This window comes from Desulfuromonas sp., from assembly GCF_002868845.1.
Lineage (GTDB): Bacteria > Desulfobacterota > Desulfuromonadia > Desulfuromonadales > BM501 > BM501.
Window position 1 is genome coordinate 37479 of the sequence record NZ_PKUB01000021.1, and the last position, 16370, is coordinate 53848.

Here is a 16370-nt window from a genome sequence, read left to right on the forward strand (position 1 = left end):
CGCCCGCCACTTCGGGCTGGTGGTGGACGACCGGGAGGCGGTGCGGCGCATCGTGCGGGAGATGGGGGCGACGATCCTGCCGGGGAAGGGGCTCGACTTCCTCGACCCCTGGGGCAACCACGTGCAGGTGGTCCAGTACGACGGCTGCCAGTTCAGCAAGGCGACCTATGTGCTGCGCGGCATGGGGCTGGGGGGGCTGGGCAAGACCGAGGCGGCCCTGCAGGAGCTGCGGGAGAAGGGGATGGAGCCGGAGGAGCCGATCTGAAGGGCCCTCGGAATGTTTCGGGGAGCCCCAATTTTGCTGGAAGGATTGAGGGGAAAGGGCCTGCCTTCTCCGGCCACAGGTTTCTGTAAAAAGGATAAACATTCGGCGGGTTTCGCCCCGCCGGTCGAGTTACCTTTCTTGCTCGGCCAAGAAAGGTAACCCAAAGAAGGCCGCCCCAGTTCCTTGCCCTTCGGGTTCCCTGCGCTGCGCAGACGTTTCGGGGGCGTGCAAAAACTCGCTTCGCTCAGACATTTGCCCGCCTTGTTCCCGAAACGACCACTTCGCTCCGGCGGCGTCGCAGGGGAATCCTCTCCCTCCCCGGAATTTGCGGATGAGTCGATTCAGACCCCGTAGTACTCCCGGTACCAGGCGACGAAGCGGCCGACTCCCTCCTCGATGGGGGTGGCAGGCTTGAAGTCCACGTCCCGCGCCAGGTCGTCCACGTCGGCGTAGGTGGCGGGGACGTCGCCGGGCTGGATCGGCAGCAGGTTCTTCTCGGCTGTCTTGCCGAGGGCCTTCTCCAGGGTCTCGATGAGGGTCATCAGCTCGACGGGGCGGTTGTTGCCGATGTTGTAGTTGCGGTAGGGGGCGGCGCTGGTGCCGGGGTCGGGATCGTCGCCGGACCAGTCGGGGTTCGGCTCGGCGATCCGGTCGGTGACCCGCACGACCCCCTCGACGATGTCGTCGATGTAGGTGAAGTCGCGCCGCATCTTCCCGTAGTTGAAGACGTCGATGGGCCTGCCCTCGAGGATCGCCTTGGTGAAGAGGAAGAGGGCCATGTCGGGCCGTCCCCAGGGGCCGTAGACGGTGAAGAAGCGCAGGCCCGTGCAGGGCAGGCCGTAGAGGTGGGCGTAGGTGTGGGCCATGAGCTCGTTGGCCTTCTTGGTGGCGGCGTAGAGGGAGACGGGATGGTCCACGTTGTGGTGGGTGGAGAAGGGCATCTTGGTGTTGGCCCCGTAGACCGAGGAGGACGAGGCGAAGACGAGGTGCTTCACCCCGGTGTGGCGGCACCCCTCGAGGACGTTCATGAAGCCGACGAGGTTGCTGTCGACGTAGGCGTGGGGGTTCTTCAGCGAGTAGCGCACCCCGGCCTGGGCGGCGAGGTTGACGACCTTGTCGAAGCGCTCTTTCTCGAAGAGGGCTTCCATCGCCGGGCGGTCGGCCAGGTCCATGCGCACGAAGCGGAAGGAGGGATGCCTCTGCAGGCGCTCCAGGCGGTCTTCCTTGAGCTTCACCTCGTAGTAGCTGTTGAGGTTGTCGAGGCCGACGACCTCGTCCCCCCGCGCGAGGAGCTTTTGGGCGAAGTGATAGCCGATGAAGCCGGCGGCGCCGGTAACCAGGATTTTGGCCATGGAGGTCCCTCCTCGCTGAAAGTGCAGAGCGATTCCGCCTGCATGGAACGCATCGTTGAGACGAACCCCCTCTTTCTATACCCCGACCGGCATGAATGTCAACTCGGCGGGTGGTTGCCTCCCCTTCTCCCCTTGTTATCCTCGTATGAGGGGAGTTGGGCGAATTGCTTTGCCCTTCCCCCCTTCGCCGCCGGATTCATCTGCGCAGCGGAGGGAACCCGCCATCGCTGAAAGCGAGGGCGGGCAAGGCGTCGGGGGCGAGTCCCCGCGATTCAAAAACAGGGGAAACATCGCCTCACGCTCGTTCGCTTCGCTCTCTCAAGCCGCAAAGACGCAAAGGAAAACCGTAAAATCGTCCTCACGCCCGCTCGCCAGGCTCGCTCAAGGACGCAGAGGTCGCAAAGTAAACCGGGATAACAAAACCCAACCCACTCTTCCATGTGGCAAGCCCTTTACCCCGGTAACCCGCCCGAAAGGAGGCCCCATGCTCCCCGTCGACGCACCCTTCCCCGAAATTTCGGCAACGGCCACCGACGGCCGCACCTGGACCCTGCCCGCGGAGATCGGCGCCGAGTGGGCGGTGGTGCTCGGCTACCGGGCCCACTGGTGACCCTTCTGCCATCAGCAGTTGGCTGACTTCCAGGCCCGGTTCGGCGACTTCGAACAGGAGGGGATCGCCCTCTTCGCCTTCTCCACCGACCCCCTCGAGGAGGCGCGAAAGACCGTTGAGGGCGACGGCCTCGCCTTCCCCGTCCTCTGGGGGGTGGACGGACCCGGCGCGGCCGAGCGCCTCGGCGCCGTCTACGAGGCGCGGCGCGACATCATCCACCCCTGCGCCTATATCCTGCGCGGGGGGACGGTCTTCAACGCCACGGTCAGCAACGGCCCGGTCGGCCGCTTGACCGCCGCGGACGCGCTGGGGCTGATCACCTACATGAAGACTCAATAGTTTTCATCCGGAAACGAGCAAAGCTTTCTACAGCTCCCCCTCGGCGAGGGGGAGCAGGGCCCGGAAGAGCCCCTCCACGACTCGGGCCAGCGAGGGGTAGTCGAGCTTTCCGGGGGTGTCCTCGGGGCGGTGGTAGTGGGCGTAGCGGTAGTAGGCGGTGTCGGTGACCATGATCGCCCGGTAGCCCTGGCGCCAGAAGGAGAAGTGGTCGCTGCGCCCGACCCCGGGGACGAAGACCGGCGCGGCGAGGCTCTGGCAGGGGAAGTCGCTCGCCTCCCGGAAGGCCCGTACAAGCTTATTCAGGGGACGGCGGGAGGGGAGGTTGCTGACGAAGCCGATGAAGTCGGCCCGGTCGGGGTAGAAGCGGCGCAGGCCGGGGGGATACCTCTGGCTGTCCGGATCGCTGGAGTAGTAGCCCATCGTTTCGAGGGCGATCATGAGGCGGATGTCGTCGCCGCGGCGGCGCGCCGCCCGGGCGTAGTGATGGCTGCCCTGCTGGCCGAGAAAGACGAAGGGGCGCTCCTCGTTGGTGAAGGCGACCAGGCGTACCGTCCGCTCCGGTTCGGCCCCGGCGAGGAGGCGGGAGAGCTCGAGCAGGGCGGCCACGCCGCTGGCGTTGTCGTTGGCCCCCGGGCTGCCCCGCACCGTGTCGTAGTGGGCCCCGACGACGAGGATCTCGTCCGGGCGGGCGCTGCCGGGGCGGACCGCCTCCAGGTTGGCCGAGGGGACGCCGAGCACCGGGTAGTCCCTTTTGCTCACGTCGTAGCCCATCGCTTCCCAGCTCTGCCGGATATAATCCGCCGCTGCGTGCAGGGCCTTCGGCCGGTGGATGTGGCGCTCGCCGATCTCCCCGGCCAGCTGCCGCACGTGTCCCTCCAGGCGATCCGCCAAGCCCCCCATTCAGTGGGGCTCCCGGTGCCAGATCAGCTTCCCGTCCCGGTAAACGTCGCGGACCCGGTGCAGGGGGACGTGATGCACCTCCCCCTCCAGGTCCTCCAGGTCGAAGGCGAAGTGGTCCCCCTCCGGAAAATGGAGCCGGTGGAAGGGGACCTGCACGACCCGCTGATCGACCCGGTCCCAGTAGCCGAGCCGGAAGCTCGCCCGGCCGAACTCCGGGTCCCAGCGGATGCGGTTGAGCAGGTCCTGGATGGGGATCAACGGTTCGTCTCCGGCATCAGTGGAGGGTGCCCTCGTCCTCTTCGGGGTGGATGGCCAGGTTGAGGTCGGTCAGCAGGCTCTCCAGTTCGATGCCGTGGACCTTGGCGGCCCACTTGACCTTCATGGCGTGGGCGGTCATGGCGAAGAAGCCGCTGCTCATGTCGGGGCAGCCGTGGCGCCGAAAGACCTCGATCGTTTCGGGGTGGTCCTGGATGACGTTCCAGACGTTCATGTCGGGGGTGATGTCGTGTTGTCCCATGGCGTCCTCCCTCTCTTGTTCCTTCTCTACCTGAATTCTATCTCCGGGCGGGGGAAAGGGAAGGGGTGGGGGGAGAAAAACGTTACGGGGCAGGCACTTGACACCGAATTCCCCCTTCGCCGCCGCCGGAGCGGAGTGGATGAATTCGGAAAGACGCGGACGACTGTCCGAGCCACAGGCGACTTTCCGGCACGAACAGCACAACCAGGGAAAGACCGCCTCACGCCCGTTCGCTTCGCTCTCTCAAGCCGCCAAGGCGCAAAGGGGAACCGAAAAGGCGGCCTCACGCCCGCTCTCTGGGCTCGCTCAAGGCCGCAAAGGTCGCAAAGGAGAACGGGCAAACCGTGATCGGCGATCCGGGCAGGCTCCCGATTATCTGACCCGGGTGGGGTCAATAGGGTCTCCTGCGCTTCGCGACCGTTTCGGGGGCGGCATACGGGGAGACCGTCACCCCGAAAAGCAAATAATGAAAGCAAGGCCTCTTTAGCGGATCAGCCGCCGCCGCATCCGGGTCACGGCGAGGGGGAGGAAGAGGGCGCAGAAGACGGCGAGGTAGCCGAGGCTCCAGAGCATCCCCGGGCTCCACTGGCCGAGGGTGAGGGCGCGGGCGAGGCCGACCAGGTGGGTGAGGGGCAGGGCCTGGGCGAGGAGCCGGGCCCAGGCGGGGAGGTTCTCGAGGGGGAAGAAGGTGCCGGAGAAGAGGAACATGGGGGTGATGAAGAGGAAGATCGGAATGTTGAAGGTCTCGATGTTGGGTACGACGCTCGTGAAGACCATGCCGACCGAGGCGAAGGCGACCCCGCCGAGCAGGGCGAGGGGGATCAGGAGGAGCCCGCCCGGGTAGGCGACGAGGCCGAAGAGGCTGATCACCGCGAGCATGATGGTGGTGCCGATGATCGCCTTGGTGGCGGCCCAGGCGATCTCCCCGACGATGATCTCCTCGAGGTTGAGGGGGGTGGCGAGCATGGCGTCGAAGGTCTTCTGGTAGTACATGCGCACGAAGGAGGCGTAGCTCGTCTCGAAGAAGGCGTTGTACATGATGTTGACCGAGAGGAGGGCCGGGGCGATGAAGGCGAGGTAGGAGACCTCCTCCCCGCCGTAGCGCAGGGCCCCGACGAGAGAGGAGAGGCCGACCCCGAAGGCGAGCAGGTAGAGCAGGGGCTCGAGCAGGGGGGGCAGGAAGTTGACCTTCCAGGTGCGGCGGTAGACCGAGAGGTTGCGCTGCCAGACCCGCAGGAAGCGCCAGGAGATATCGAAGGAGTCACTCATTCGCGCAGCTCCCGGCCGGTGAGGCGCAGAAAGACGTCCTCGAGGGTCGCCAGGCGCAGGGTGCAGCCCCGCCGGCAGAAGTCGGAGGTCAGGCGGCCGTAGAGGTCGTCGCCCCGCTGGTTGTAGACGATCAGCCGTCCGCCGAGATCCTCGAAATCGACCTCCTTCTTTTTCAGGAAGGCGCGCATCGGTCCGCTCGGTTCGGCGATCTCGATGACCTCGTGGCCGACATGCTCGGCGATCAGCGCCGCCGGCTCCCCCTCCACCAGGACCCGGCCGCCGTCGATGATGATCAGCCGGTCGCAGAGGCGCGAGGCTTCTTCCAGGTAGTGGCTGGTGAGCAGGACCGTCAGGCCCCGGCCCTTAAGTTCCTCGAGGCGGCTCAAGACCTGGTGGCGGCTCTGGGGGTCGAGGCCGGTGGTCGGTTCGTCGAGAATGAGAAGTTCGGGGTCGTTGACCAGGGAACGGGCCAGGACCAGGCGCCGCTTCATGCCCCCGGAGAGCACGCGGATATTGGCCCCGCTGCGTCCCTCCAGGGCGAAGAAGCGCAGCAGCTTGTCGGCCTCCTCCTCTGCGGTGCGGCGGGGAATGTCGAAGTAGCGGGCGAAGACGAGGAGGTTCTCCCGCACCGAGAGGTCGGGGTCGAGGTTGTCCTCCTGCTGGCAGACGCCGATCCGGTACTTGACGGCGCGCAGCTCTTCAGAGATGTCGCGGCCGAAGATCCGCAGGGTGCCGCCGCTGGCCGGGGTGTAGCCGTAGAGCATGCGGATGGTGGTCGTCTTGCCGGCCCCGTTGGGGCCGAGCAGGCCGAAGCATTCCCCCTTCTGAACGGCGAAGGAGATCCCGCCCACGGCGGTCAGCTCGCCGAAGCTCTTGCGCAGGTTTTGGGCTTCGATGATCGGTTGCATGGGGGTGGGTTCAGCTCCGGTTGGGTGCGGTTCCTGCCGTCAAACGTATCGTCCGATGGTTCCCTTCTCCCCGGCAGGATAAAACCTTGTGTCGCGGGGACTCGCCCCCGCAGGCGACCAGGGGATTGCTCGCCCAATCCCCTGGACCCCAGGGCGCCGGGGGTTTTTTCTACCGCCCCCCTTTGACGCAGCCGGAGAGGAGCGGCCCTTTTGAGAAAAAGGACGGCAAATGTCTGAGCGAAGCGAGTTTTTGCCGGCCCTCAAAAGGGCTGCGGAGCGCAGGGGACCCGCCGTCGCCGAAGGCNAGGCAGCGGCGGGCAAGTCGACGGGGCGCCCTTTTTCTGCTGACTCTTTTTGGGCGAGCAAAAAGAGTCAGGCGCCGTCAGGGGGCGCAACCCCTGGAAGTTTAGGGCCTTGCCTGGCGAGGAGGGCTAGGGACGGGAAGGTGAACTCACCTCCTGACCTTCCCTCACGAAAAGGCGTCGCAGACAGCGCCCCCTACCCGGTCCCGGGCCTCCGCGAGGCGCTTGGCGTCTTCTACGCTATGGCACTTCTTGTACTTTTTGCCGCTGCCGCACCAGCACGGGTCGTTGCGCCCCAGTTCCTGCATGGTGTCCGGCACGTGTGCCGAGGCCGCCGGCTTCCGGCGTCCGAAGAGTCGGCGGAGCATCTTCATCGCTGCGCGTTCCTTTCCTGGGAGGCCCGGTTGCCCGGGGACTTCTCAGATGGTGATGATCTTCCCGGTCTCGATCAGCCGCTCCCAGAGGCCGTTCGGATCGGGATCGAAAACGTCCTGGCGGCTGCCGGGGACGACCTGCCAGGCGCCCCGGGCGATCTCGCCGGCGAGCTGGCCCGGGGCCCAGCCGGCGCTCCCCATGTAGACCCGGAGCCGCTCGTCCGGCCGGGGATCTTCGGCGAGGTGGTCGGCGACGGGGCCGAGCCCGACCAGATAGACGTTCCCGGTGACGCGGGTCGCCTGCGGCGGCGGCGTGTCGCTTTGAAGGAGCGCCGTGGGGGTAAAGGCATTGACCGGTCCGCCGTGGTAAAGCAGGTCGAGCTTGTCGGCGAGAAGGGAGGGGAGGCGGTACGGGATGTCCACCATCGGGCGGTTGAGGACCAGGCCCATGGTCCCCCCCTTGTCGTGCCGGACCAGGAGGATGACCGTCTGCCGGAAGCGCGGGTCGCCCATGCCCTCGGTGGCCAAAAGCAGGCGTCCGACCCGGGGCGCCAGGGCGGACTGGGCATGGAGGGCGTCCGGGCCGGCCAGTTCGATTGCCAGCAGGGCCGAGGCCATGACGAAGGCCGCGGTCAGCAGAACGAGACTGCGGCGGGCTATAGCGGCAAAGGGGTGCATGGCGTCCTCCTGCCTCGATGGGCAAACCGGCGGTTACTTCGATTCCCAGCAGGCGCCGCACTTGCCGGGGTCGGTGTCGAGGGCGTAGTCGTTGACGTACTGGCGCAGGTCGAGGCGCTCTTTTTCGGAGAGGGCCTCCAGGCCGGCCGGTGCGGCCCGGTGCCTGTCCTTTGCGAAGAAGCGGTCCCATTGCGCCTGGGTCTTGGAGCGGGTGTCCAGCGCCCCGGCCTTCGCCTCCTCCTGGTGGCAGGACAGGCAGGTCGTCCGGAACAGGTATCTCCCCTTGCGGGGGTTGCCCCCCTCCACAGCCAGGGCGGCCGTGGCGAGGGAGAGGATCAGGAGAAGCGGTAGCGCAAGTCTCATTTTTCGATTCTCACTCTTCAGCGGTCTTTGTTCCGGAATTGACTTGGCAGTGTCAAAGCCAAATGTTGGGTCGCGCCCCGGCGGGCTCCTTCCTTTTTAATGCCGGCAACGGTTCCGTTTGTGGCTATCACATCAGGGACAAGGCCTCGAGAGATGTCAGGCTTGTGCATGACATTCTTCGATTATTCCTTCTTTCGCTCTTTCTCCCAGGTCCTGTCCAGAAAACGGTCGCGCCCCGAGCCGCTCCGGTAAAGACCATAGCGGACGGGGTTCTTCCGGTAATAGCCCTGGTGATAGTCCTCGGCCCGGTAGAAGGGGCCGGCCGGGGAAATCTCGGTGGCGATGGGCGCGGCGAAGAGGCCCGAGTCCTGGAGGGCCCTCTTCGAGGCCTCGGCCAGCCGCCGCTGCTCCTCGTCGTGGAAGAAAATAGCGGTGCGGTACTGGCTGCCCATGTCGGCGAACTGCCGGTTGACGGCCGTGGGGTCGATGTTGCGCCAGAAGACCTCGAGCAGCTCGTCGTAGCCGATCCGGCCGGGGTCGAAAAGGACCTCAACCGCCTCGGCGTGCCCCGTGCCCCCCGCGCAGACCTCTTCGTAGGTCGGGTTCTCCCGGTCGCCGCCGGCGTAGCCCACGGTGACGGAGACGACCCCGTCCAGGGCGGCGAAGGGATGCTCCATGCACCAGAAACAGCCGCCGGCGAAGGTGGCCTTCTCCTGTTGCCTGCTCTCGGTATCGGACATAACGCCTCCTGCCCTGGGGGTTGGAAGGGTGTGCCCGCCGGGTTGGTCGCGGAAACGGCCGGGCCGGGTTTCAATGCCGGTTCCCTCGAACATTCCCTACATCATACCATCTGCTGCGGGGGCGGGGGAAGCTCCATCAAGGGATGCAGGGGGTCGATATGATTGCAAAAAAACGGGCAGACAGTCGAGGTCCCTCCAGGATGGCCATGGACAAAGCGCCTCGACCTTCACAGCGTGTCGAAAGGGGCCGGCCCGGCATCCCCTTTGGCCGGGGAGGAGAATTCCCTTGCGCCCCGCCGGCCCCTTTGCTAGCTTCGCGACAGCCTGAAAATATCTAGCCTTATTGGGTTTTTCTAATCTGGGAGCATGACTTTGGGAAAGTTGACCATCCGGACAAAGCTGATCCTGTCCCTGAGCGCGATACTGATTTTTGCCTTCGTCGCCACTAACGTGGTCAACTACCAGGTTTCGAAGGCCTCGGTACGGAAAAACATCATCGAAAACGCCCTGCCCCTGACCAGCGACAACATCTATTCGGAAATCCAGGCCGACCTGATGATGCCCGTCTTCGTCTCCTCGCTGATGGCCAACGACACCTTTCTGAAGGACTGGGCCCTGGGCGGCGAGCAGGACGTCACCAAAATCACCCGCTACCTCAAAGAGATCCAGGATAAATACGGCTTTTTCTCCACCTTTTTCGTTTCGGACCGGACGGGCAATTACTACCATTTCAACGGCATCCTCAAGAAGATCAGCAGGGAGGATGCCCACGATTCCTGGTTCTACGATTTCAAGCAACTGGGCGCCGAACACGACCTGGTGGTCGATACCGACGAGGCCTCGGAGAACACCCTCACCATCTTCATCAACCACCGCCTGAACGATTATGCCGGAAGCCTCCTCGGGGTGACCGGGGTCGGTCTCAACCTGGAGCGGGTCGCCAGCCTGGTCGATTCCTACAAGGAACAATACAAAAGGAACATTTACCTGGTGGACCAGGACGGCCTGGTCAAGGTCCACCGGGACAAGGGACTGGTCGACAGGGTCAACATCCACCAGGAGGATGGGATCGACAGGGTTGCCGGGGATATCCTTTCGCATCCGGAGGGCAACGGCTTTTTCGAATACGACCGGGATGGCAGGCATATCCTGCTGACATCCCGCTACATCCCGGAGTTTGGCTGGTACCTCCTGGTCGAGCAGGACGAAAACGAGGCGCTGGCGTCCATCCGAGGCAACTTCGTTCGCAACCTGGTGTTCGGCCTGCTCGTGGTGCTGTTCATCATCGGCATCAATGCCCTCACGATCAACCGGTTTCAGCGCAGGCTGGAGCGCCTGGCCGCCACGGACGAGCTGACCGGCGCCGCCAACCGCCGGGTGTTCGAGGAGCGCTTCGACATGGCTCAGTACCTGGCCGAGCGGCAAGGCCTGCCCTTTTCGGTCGTTCTCTTCGATCTCGACGACTTCAAGAAGATCAACGACGAGCTGGGCCACGTCGCCGGGGACCGGATTCTTCGGGAGGTGGCGGCCATCGCCCAGGACTGCATCAGGAAGAACGACCTGCTGGTGCGCTGGGGCGGGGACGAGTTCATCATCCTGACGGCTGGCGGCATCGTTCAGGCCGAGGACGTCGCGGAAAGGGTCAGGGGCGCGGTTCTGAAAGAGGGTCTTCTCTCCGGAGCCGAGGCGGTCAGCATCAGCTGCGGTGTGGCCCAGTACGGCGGCGGGGATACTCTCGACAGCCTCACCAGCCGGGCCGACGACGCCCTTTATCAGGCCAAGGACGGGGGGAGAAACCGCACGGTTTCCGAACGGAAGATGCCGGGGGCCAGGGGGAGCGGCCCGGCGTGAAAAAGTTTGCTCAGCGGCGGGACTCGGCCTGCCCCTGGCAGTCGAGGCAGAAGGGGGTCTCGGGCCGGGCCGAAAGCCGCCGGTAGCCGATCGCCTCCTCGCAGCGCCTGCACGTGCCGTACTCGTCCCGGTCGATGGCGGCCAGGGCCGCCTTGACCTGGCGCAGTCGGAGTTCGTGCCCCTGCCGGTTGGCCTGGGCCATGCTCTGCTGCTGCATGGCGTCCATCCGCGAAAGGCGGCCGATGGGTTGGCCGAGATCGACCGGCCGCGCCCCTTCCTCCGTTGCCGCCAGAAGCCCCTGGATTTCCTTCCGGAGGGCGAACAGCTTTCGGTGCAGCTCCTCGACCTGACCGGCGCTGAGTTCTTCAGACATCTCTATCCTCCAGAAAGCGCTCCGTGACCTGCGTCCATGCCGGGTGGGGCGGACCGCATTTCCTTCCCGCCTCCCGGGGCAATCCCTCTGCCATCCCTTTGCCCCGCTTCTGTCACCCACGTCAGCCAAGTTGCGCTCAGATGTGCTGCAGAGACTTGCCCCCCATCAGAGCAATATGGGCGATGGAATCGAAATCGGCCTCTCGCCCGTTCGCCTTCGATCACTCAAGTCGCAANGCCGCAAAGAAAAACGTTGAGTCTCGATTTGTTGCCTTTCCGGGGTCTTAGTCCTTTGCAGCTTTGCGTGAGGCACAAGGCACAGGGCCCCAAAATGACTTTTCCCGGTTTTCTCTGTGCTCTCTGTGCCTCTGTGGCAAACACCTTTGTTTTTGTTTTCGGGCTTGGTCAGAAACTGGCGAAGATGCGGGCGGTCGAGCGGCCGGGCGCGGCGATGTCCAGGTCGAGGAAGTAGCCGAAGGGGGTTTGGAGGGCTTCGTAGCCGGCCCCCTGCAGGCGCTTCCGGGCCCCTTCGAGAAGCTCGCGGGCGAATTCCGGGTCGGCCTTTTCCTCGGCCAGGTGGGAGAAGGAGTGGAGGACGATGCGGCGGCTCTCGTTCTTGCGGGCCGCCCACTTGAGGTTTTTGATCAGCTTTTTCTCCACCCTCCCGGGGTCCTCGGCGTCGCCCGGCTCGGCGTGGATCAGCCCCACCAGGGCGTCGGCGACGGTCTCCCGGGCGTCGATTTCGGGGGCGGACTCCAGGGCCTTCTGGGCCGTGCGCCAGGCGAACCTTTCGACGTAGAGCATCAGGAGTTTCACGGTCGGTTTCCTCCGCTCCCCGCTCAGCTCTCGCGGTGCAGGGGAGATTGCTGTTCGGTGCCGCAGTCCGGACAGCGGAAGACCCGCATCTCGTACCACCAGGGATCGGCCCCCCAGTAGGAAGGGTTTTCGACGGTGCGGATGTGCTCCACATCGTTGAAGTTCCTCGGGGCGTCGCAGTTTTTGCAGAAGACCCAGACCTTGCCGGCGGCGCAGGCCTGGATAAATTCACCGGGATTGGACATGGCAGAAGATCCTCGTGCGGTTTTACCCGTTGATACCGTGGCGAGGGGGCTTTGTCAAGGACGGCGTACCGGGGCGCGGTCTCCGCGCTCCCTTGCTGACCAGGAGATGATGGCTGCAGAGGGTCAAGGCGCCCGGGAGGTCAGGCTGGCGGCGGCGCGTGGGCCGTCCGGGAGTGTTCGAAGACCTCGGAAACCGCCTGGCGGATCCGGTTGAGGGGGGCGGGCTTGGGCAGGTGAGGAATTTGCTCGGTAGCGAAAAAATCGAGGTGAGGCCGTTTCCGGGTGCCGCTGTAGAAGATGAAGCGGGTCCGGACCTCCGGGTCCATGGCCATGGACCGGCGGCACATCTCCACGCCGTTGAGGACGGGCATCTCCACATCCGAGACGATGACGTCGAAATAACCCCGCCGGATCTCCTCCAGGCCCTCTGCCCCGTCGCGGGCGATCACCACCTCCCCCATTTGGGCCAGGATCGTCTGAAGCAGCCTGGCGAAGGCGGGGTGGTCCTCCACCACCAGAATCCTTCTCTGCCAAAGGGGGTGGAGGCTGCTGAGCTTTTCGAGGGAGTCCCGGGCCCCGGGCGTGTCCTGGAAAAAGTCCAGGATCTCCTGCCGATGCGTTTCGATCTCGGCCGCGGCCCGCTGGAAGTCACGGCTGTGCCCTTTGAGGGTCTCCATGACGTACAGAAAAAGGTCGTTCCATTCGGAAAATTCCGTCGCGGCGATGGTTTCCAGCATCTCCCGGCGGGTCAGGTGCCCCGCGGCGAGGCGCTCGGCGGCCTCCTGAAAGGGACCTTCTACAGTCTCCCGCGTCTTGGCGTCGAGCAGGACGCGGGCCTCGTCCAGAGCGTGGCGGTCGACGGTCTCGGCGGCCGCCTCGATGAGCCGGCGGTGCCAGTCTTCCTCGGCGGACATCTGTTCCAGGAAGTCAGCCAGGGGCCGGTCCTGGGAGAATCTCCGGGAGGCTTCCCGGTAAAGGTCCGAGGCTTTCCGTTCCACCTTTTCGAGCCAGGAAACGATATCTTTCACGGGAGTCGATTCTCCTTCGATCCGGCAGGCCTGTCTAGGTTTCATTAATAACAAAAATCCAACAATACGCTGGCATTATTGGCCTTTTGTTCTGTTAAGTCAAGGATTACATGTGGTTGGAGCTAGGGGAACAGGAGGAAGAGGAGGGGGGCCAGGACCGCGGTGACGATGCCGTTGAGGCCGATGGCGAGCCCGGAGATGGCCCCGCCGAGGCGGTCGACCTCCAGCATGCGGGCGGTGCCGATGCCGTGGGCGGCGGTCCCCACCGCCAGGCCGGTGGAGATGGGGTCCCTGAGGCCGATCAGGCGGCAGAACTCCGGCCCGCAGATCGCCCCGAGGCAGCCGGTGAGGACCACGATGGCGGCGGCCAGGGAGGGGATGCCGCCGATCTTCTCGGCGATGCCGATGGCGATGGGGGTTGTCACCGACTTGGGAGCCATTGTCAGCACCAGTTCCCGGCTGCCGCCGAGGACCCAGGCCAGGCCCGAGGCGGTGACGATGGAGGAGAGGGCCCCGGCGGCCACCCCGGCGAGGATCGGGAGCTTGCGCTCGAGGATCTCCCGGCGCCGCTGGTAGAGGGGGACGCCGAGGGCCACCACCGCCGGGCCGAGGAAAAAGAGGATGATGCGCCCCCCTTGGGCGTAGCTCTCGTAGGGGATCTCGAGGCCGAGAAGGAGCAGGATGATGACGGCGATGGTGGTCGCCACCGGGTTGAGCAGGATGCTCCCTGTGCGCGCATAGGCCTTCTGGGCGAGGGTGTAGACCGCCAGGGTCAGGCCGACCCCGAAGAGGGGGTTCTGGAGCAGTTCAGCCGCCATGGCGCTCGCCCCTGCCGTCGAGCAGCCGCGCCGTCCAGCCGGTGACGGCCATGACGGCGAAGGTGCTCACGACCGTCGCCACGACGATGGGGAGCCACTCCCTGCCGATCAGGTCGAAGTAGACCATCACCCCGACCCCCGCCGGGACGAAGAGGAGGGCCAGGTGGGAGAGGAGCAGCTCCGCCGCCTCCCGGACCCACTCGAAGCGCACAAGTTCCAGGCGCAGGGCCGCCACGAGCAGGCCCATGCCGATGACGCTCCCCGGGATGGGCAAATCGAGCGCCAGGGAGATCGTCTCCCCGAGGAGCTGCAGCAGCACCAGGATGGCGAATCCGCGGATCATCCATTCCCCTCCTCGAGACAAAAGGCCTCGATTTCTTCGATGAAGAGCTTTCCGTACTTTTGCAGCTTGTGTTTCCCCACCCCGTTGACCGTCAGCAGGGCTTCCTCGTCCCCCGGGCGATAGGCGGCCATCTCCGCCAGGGAAGCGTCGCCGAAGACCACGAAGGGGGGGATCTCGGCGGCATCGGCGATCTCTTTTCGCAGGGTGCGCAGTCTCTGGAACAGTCCCTCGTCGTAGTCGAGGGCGGCTCCTCTCTTTCGGGCCGGTTTTTTCGCCGCCGCCTTCGGCCGCGGCTTGGCCAGAGTCAGGGTCTGCTCGCCGCGCAGCAGGGGCCGAGCCGTAGAGCTCAGGCGCAGGACCGAGTAGTTGCCCACGTCCTGCACCAGGTAGCCGAGATGGACGAGCTGGCGCAGGAGGGTGCCCCAGTCGTGTTGACTGCGCTCGGCGCCGATCCCGAAGGTGGAGAGGCGGTCGTGGCCGAGGCGCAGGATGCGCTCGTTCTGCGAGCCGCGCAGCACGTCGATGACGTGGCCGGCACCGAAGCGCTGCCCCACCCGGTAGACGCAGGAGAGGGCTTTGCGCGCGTCCTCGGTGGCGTCGTACTGCTCCGGGGGGTCGAGGCAGATGTCGCAGTTTCCGCAGTCCTCTTCCAGCTGCTCGCCGAAGTAGCCGAGCAGGACCCGGCGCCGGCAGCTGCGGGCCTCGGCGAAGCCGACCATGGCGTTGAGCTTGTGCAGCTCGATGCGGTTCTGCTCCTCGTTCCCCCCCTTCAGGATCAGGCCCCGGGCCACGGCGATGTCCCCGTAGCCGAGCAGGAGGAGCGCCTCGGCGGGCAGGCCGTCGCGCCCGGCGCGGCCGGTCTCCTGGTAGTAGCTCTCCACGTTCTTGGGCAGGTCGTAGTGGACCACGAAGCGCACGTTGGGCTTGTCGATCCCCATGCCGAAGGCGACCGTGGCCACCACCACCTGGAGCTAGTCGCGCAGGAAGGCCTCCTGCACCCGCTTGCGCTCGGTGTCGGCCAGGCCCGCGTGGTAGGGGGCGGCCCTGACCCCGTCGGCGGCGAGGCGCGCGGCCACTTCCTCGACCCGCTTGCGGGAGAGGGCGTAGACGATGCCGGCTTCGCCGGAGCGCCCGGCGAGGAAGGCCTTTAACTGGGCCTGGGGCTTCGCCTTGTCCACCACCGTGTACCTGATGTTGGGGCGGTCGAAGCCGGCGGCGAAGGAGCGGGCCCTCTCGAGGCCGAGACGCTGAAGGATGTCGTCGCGGGTCTGGGCGTCGGCGGTGGCGGTCAGGGCGATCGTCGGGACCCCGGGGAAGAGGGTCTTGAGGCGGCCGAGCTGGACGTACTCGGGGCGGAAGTCGTGGCCCCACTGGGAGACGCAGTGGGCCTCGTCGATGGCGAAGAGGGCGACGGGAATCCCCTGCATCCGCTCCAGGAATGCCTCGCTCAGCAGCCGCTCCGGGGCGATGTAGAGCAGGTCCAGCTCCCCGCCGTGAAGCCGGGCGAGGACCCGGCGCGATTCGGCCGCCCCGAGGGAGGAGTTGTAGAAGGCCGCCTCCACTCCGTTGGCGACCAGGGCGTCGACCTGGTCCTTCATCAGGGAGATCAGCGGCGAGACGATGATCGCCACCCCCGGGCGGTGCAGGGCCGGGACCTGGTAGCAGAGGGACTTGCCGCCGCCGGTCGGCATGAGGACGAAGGCGTCCTCCCCGCCGATGAGGGCATCGACGATCTCCTCCTGGTGGGGGCGGAAGGCGCCGTAGCCGAAGACTTCGCGCAGGGTGTCGATCGGTTGTTTCAAGGGGTTACCTCTCAGCTTTAAGCTGTAAGCTTGAAGCCATAAGTGTTTGAGATTAAATGCTTAATGCTTACAGCTGCTTTTAACCGATCCCGTATTCCTCCCACCGCCTCGCCAGCAGGCGCTGCGTTTCCGGATCGGTTCCGACCCGGGCGCCATTTTCCCTGTGGGTGGCGTCGATGCCGAGGCGGCCGTCCTCGACGATGAGGTCCCGGCCCGGATCGACCTGGTTGAGCGCCCGCCAGTAGCAAAGCGAAGGGTCCTGAACGTCCACGTCCTCGTCCAGCACCACGATCATCTTCGACCTTTTCAGCAGACCCGTTTCCCACAACTGACGCAGCAGTTCTTTGCCCCCGTCGGCCCCTTCCGTCCGCGCCGAGACCAGGGCGCAGCCGTGGAAAATGCCCTCGATCGGAAGGTTGATGTCCCGCACCCCGGGGACCTCCAGGCGCAGCAGCGGGAGGAAGAGTCGCTCGGTGGC

18 protein-coding genes and 4 pseudogenes are annotated in these 16370 nt (G+C 65.6%); 4 read left to right on the plus strand and 18 right to left on the minus strand.

Going from position 1 to position 16370, the window contains the following annotated elements:
• Positions 1-265 (plus strand): annotated as a pseudogene (locus C0617_RS06610) (VOC family protein); the annotation flags it as partial.
• 341 nt (positions 266-606) lie between these two features.
• On the opposite strand, the gene C0617_RS06615 reads toward C0617_RS06610, so the two are convergent.
• Positions 607-1617, minus strand: a complete 1011-nt coding sequence (locus tag C0617_RS06615) for an NAD-dependent epimerase (RefSeq protein WP_291316226.1) — start codon at positions 1615-1617, stop codon at positions 607-609.
• 484 nt (positions 1618-2101) lie between these two features.
• Here C0617_RS06615 and C0617_RS06620 point away from each other — a divergent pair, with 484 nt between their 5' ends.
• On the plus strand, positions 2102-2227 hold the full coding sequence (locus C0617_RS06620; RefSeq protein ID WP_291316227.1) for a hypothetical protein: 126 nt from the start codon (positions 2102-2104) through the stop codon (positions 2225-2227).
• Positions 2228-2239: 12 nt separating this feature from the next.
• Positions 2240-2566, plus strand: a pseudogene (locus C0617_RS06625) (redoxin domain-containing protein); the annotation flags it as partial.
• Between the two features lie 27 nt (positions 2567-2593).
• Here C0617_RS06625 and C0617_RS06630 read toward each other — a convergent pair.
• The 9 genes from C0617_RS06630 to msrA all read right to left on the minus strand — a co-directional run bounded on the left by C0617_RS06630 (position 2594) and on the right by msrA (position 8617).
• Complete coding sequence (locus C0617_RS06630; RefSeq protein ID WP_291316228.1) at positions 2594-3466, minus strand: M28 family peptidase; 873 nt, start codon at positions 3464-3466, stop codon at positions 2594-2596.
• Positions 3467-3724 (minus strand): DUF504 domain-containing protein, encoded by a 258-nt coding sequence (locus tag C0617_RS06635; protein WP_291316229.1) that lies wholly within the window; start codon positions 3722-3724, stop codon positions 3467-3469.
• 16 nt (positions 3725-3740) lie between these two features.
• A complete protein-coding gene (locus tag C0617_RS06640) occupies positions 3741-3983 on the minus strand; it encodes a DUF1858 domain-containing protein (RefSeq protein ID WP_291316230.1) in 243 nt (80 codons plus the stop codon).
• A gap of 483 nt (positions 3984-4466) precedes the next feature.
• Positions 4467-5252 carry an ABC transporter permease gene (locus C0617_RS06645; protein WP_291316231.1) on the minus strand — a complete coding sequence of 262 codons (786 nt, stop codon included), beginning with the start codon at positions 5250-5252 and terminating at the stop codon, positions 4467-4469.
• Positions 5249-6160, minus strand: a complete 912-nt coding sequence (locus C0617_RS06650) for an ATP-binding cassette domain-containing protein (RefSeq protein ID WP_291316232.1) — start codon at positions 6158-6160, stop codon at positions 5249-5251. The genes C0617_RS06645 and C0617_RS06650 overlap by 4 nt, the downstream gene beginning before the upstream one ends.
• A gap of 469 nt (positions 6161-6629) precedes the next feature.
• A complete protein-coding gene (locus C0617_RS06655; RefSeq protein WP_291316233.1) occupies positions 6630-6836 on the minus strand; it encodes an SEC-C metal-binding domain-containing protein in 207 nt (68 codons plus the stop codon).
• 45 nt (positions 6837-6881) lie between these two features.
• Positions 6882-7514 (minus strand): YqgE/AlgH family protein, encoded by a 633-nt coding sequence (locus tag C0617_RS06660; RefSeq protein ID WP_291316234.1) that lies wholly within the window; start codon positions 7512-7514, stop codon positions 6882-6884.
• 33 nt (positions 7515-7547) lie between these two features.
• Positions 7548-7877 (minus strand): cytochrome c, encoded by a 330-nt coding sequence (locus tag C0617_RS06665; protein WP_291316235.1) that lies wholly within the window; start codon positions 7875-7877, stop codon positions 7548-7550.
• Positions 7878-8059: 182 nt separating this feature from the next.
• Positions 8060-8617 (minus strand): peptide-methionine (S)-S-oxide reductase MsrA, encoded by a 558-nt coding sequence (gene msrA, locus C0617_RS06670; RefSeq protein ID WP_291316236.1) that lies wholly within the window; start codon positions 8615-8617, stop codon positions 8060-8062.
• A 372-nt stretch (positions 8618-8989) separates the two neighbouring features.
• On the opposite strand from msrA, the gene C0617_RS06675 reads away from it, so the two are divergent.
• On the plus strand, positions 8990-10468 hold the full coding sequence (locus C0617_RS06675; RefSeq protein ID WP_291316237.1) for a diguanylate cyclase: 1479 nt from the start codon (positions 8990-8992) through the stop codon (positions 10466-10468).
• 10 nt (positions 10469-10478) lie between these two features.
• Here the strand turns inward: C0617_RS06675 and C0617_RS06680 are convergent, their stop codons facing one another.
• From C0617_RS06680 to C0617_RS06720, 8 genes and pseudogenes are all read right to left on the minus strand, one after another.
• Positions 10479-10841, minus strand: a complete 363-nt coding sequence (locus C0617_RS06680; protein ID WP_291316238.1) for a TraR/DksA C4-type zinc finger protein — start codon at positions 10839-10841, stop codon at positions 10479-10481.
• Positions 10842-11245: 404 nt separating this feature from the next.
• Complete coding sequence (locus C0617_RS06685; RefSeq protein WP_291316239.1) at positions 11246-11656, minus strand: threonyl-tRNA synthetase editing domain-containing protein; 411 nt, start codon at positions 11654-11656, stop codon at positions 11246-11248.
• A 23-nt stretch (positions 11657-11679) separates the two neighbouring features.
• Positions 11680-11901, minus strand: coding sequence for a hypothetical protein (locus tag C0617_RS06690; protein ID WP_291316240.1), 222 nt, complete (start codon positions 11899-11901; stop codon positions 11680-11682).
• Positions 11902-12041: 140 nt separating this feature from the next.
• Entirely contained in the window at positions 12042-12929 is an 888-nt protein-coding gene (locus tag C0617_RS06695) for a response regulator (RefSeq protein WP_291316241.1), read from the minus strand.
• 122 nt (positions 12930-13051) lie between these two features.
• A complete protein-coding gene (locus C0617_RS06700; protein ID WP_291316242.1) occupies positions 13052-13747 on the minus strand; it encodes an LrgB family protein in 696 nt (231 codons plus the stop codon).
• Complete coding sequence (locus C0617_RS06705; protein WP_291316243.1) at positions 13737-14090, minus strand: CidA/LrgA family protein; 354 nt, start codon at positions 14088-14090, stop codon at positions 13737-13739. Before C0617_RS06705 ends, C0617_RS06700 begins: the two co-directional genes overlap by 11 nt.
• Positions 14087-15892 (minus strand): annotated as a pseudogene (gene recQ / locus C0617_RS17060) (DNA helicase RecQ). Before recQ ends, C0617_RS06705 begins: the two are co-directional and overlap by 4 nt.
• A 79-nt stretch (positions 15893-15971) precedes the next feature.
• Positions 15972-16370: pseudogene (locus C0617_RS06720) on the minus strand (UbiD family decarboxylase domain-containing protein); the annotation flags it as partial.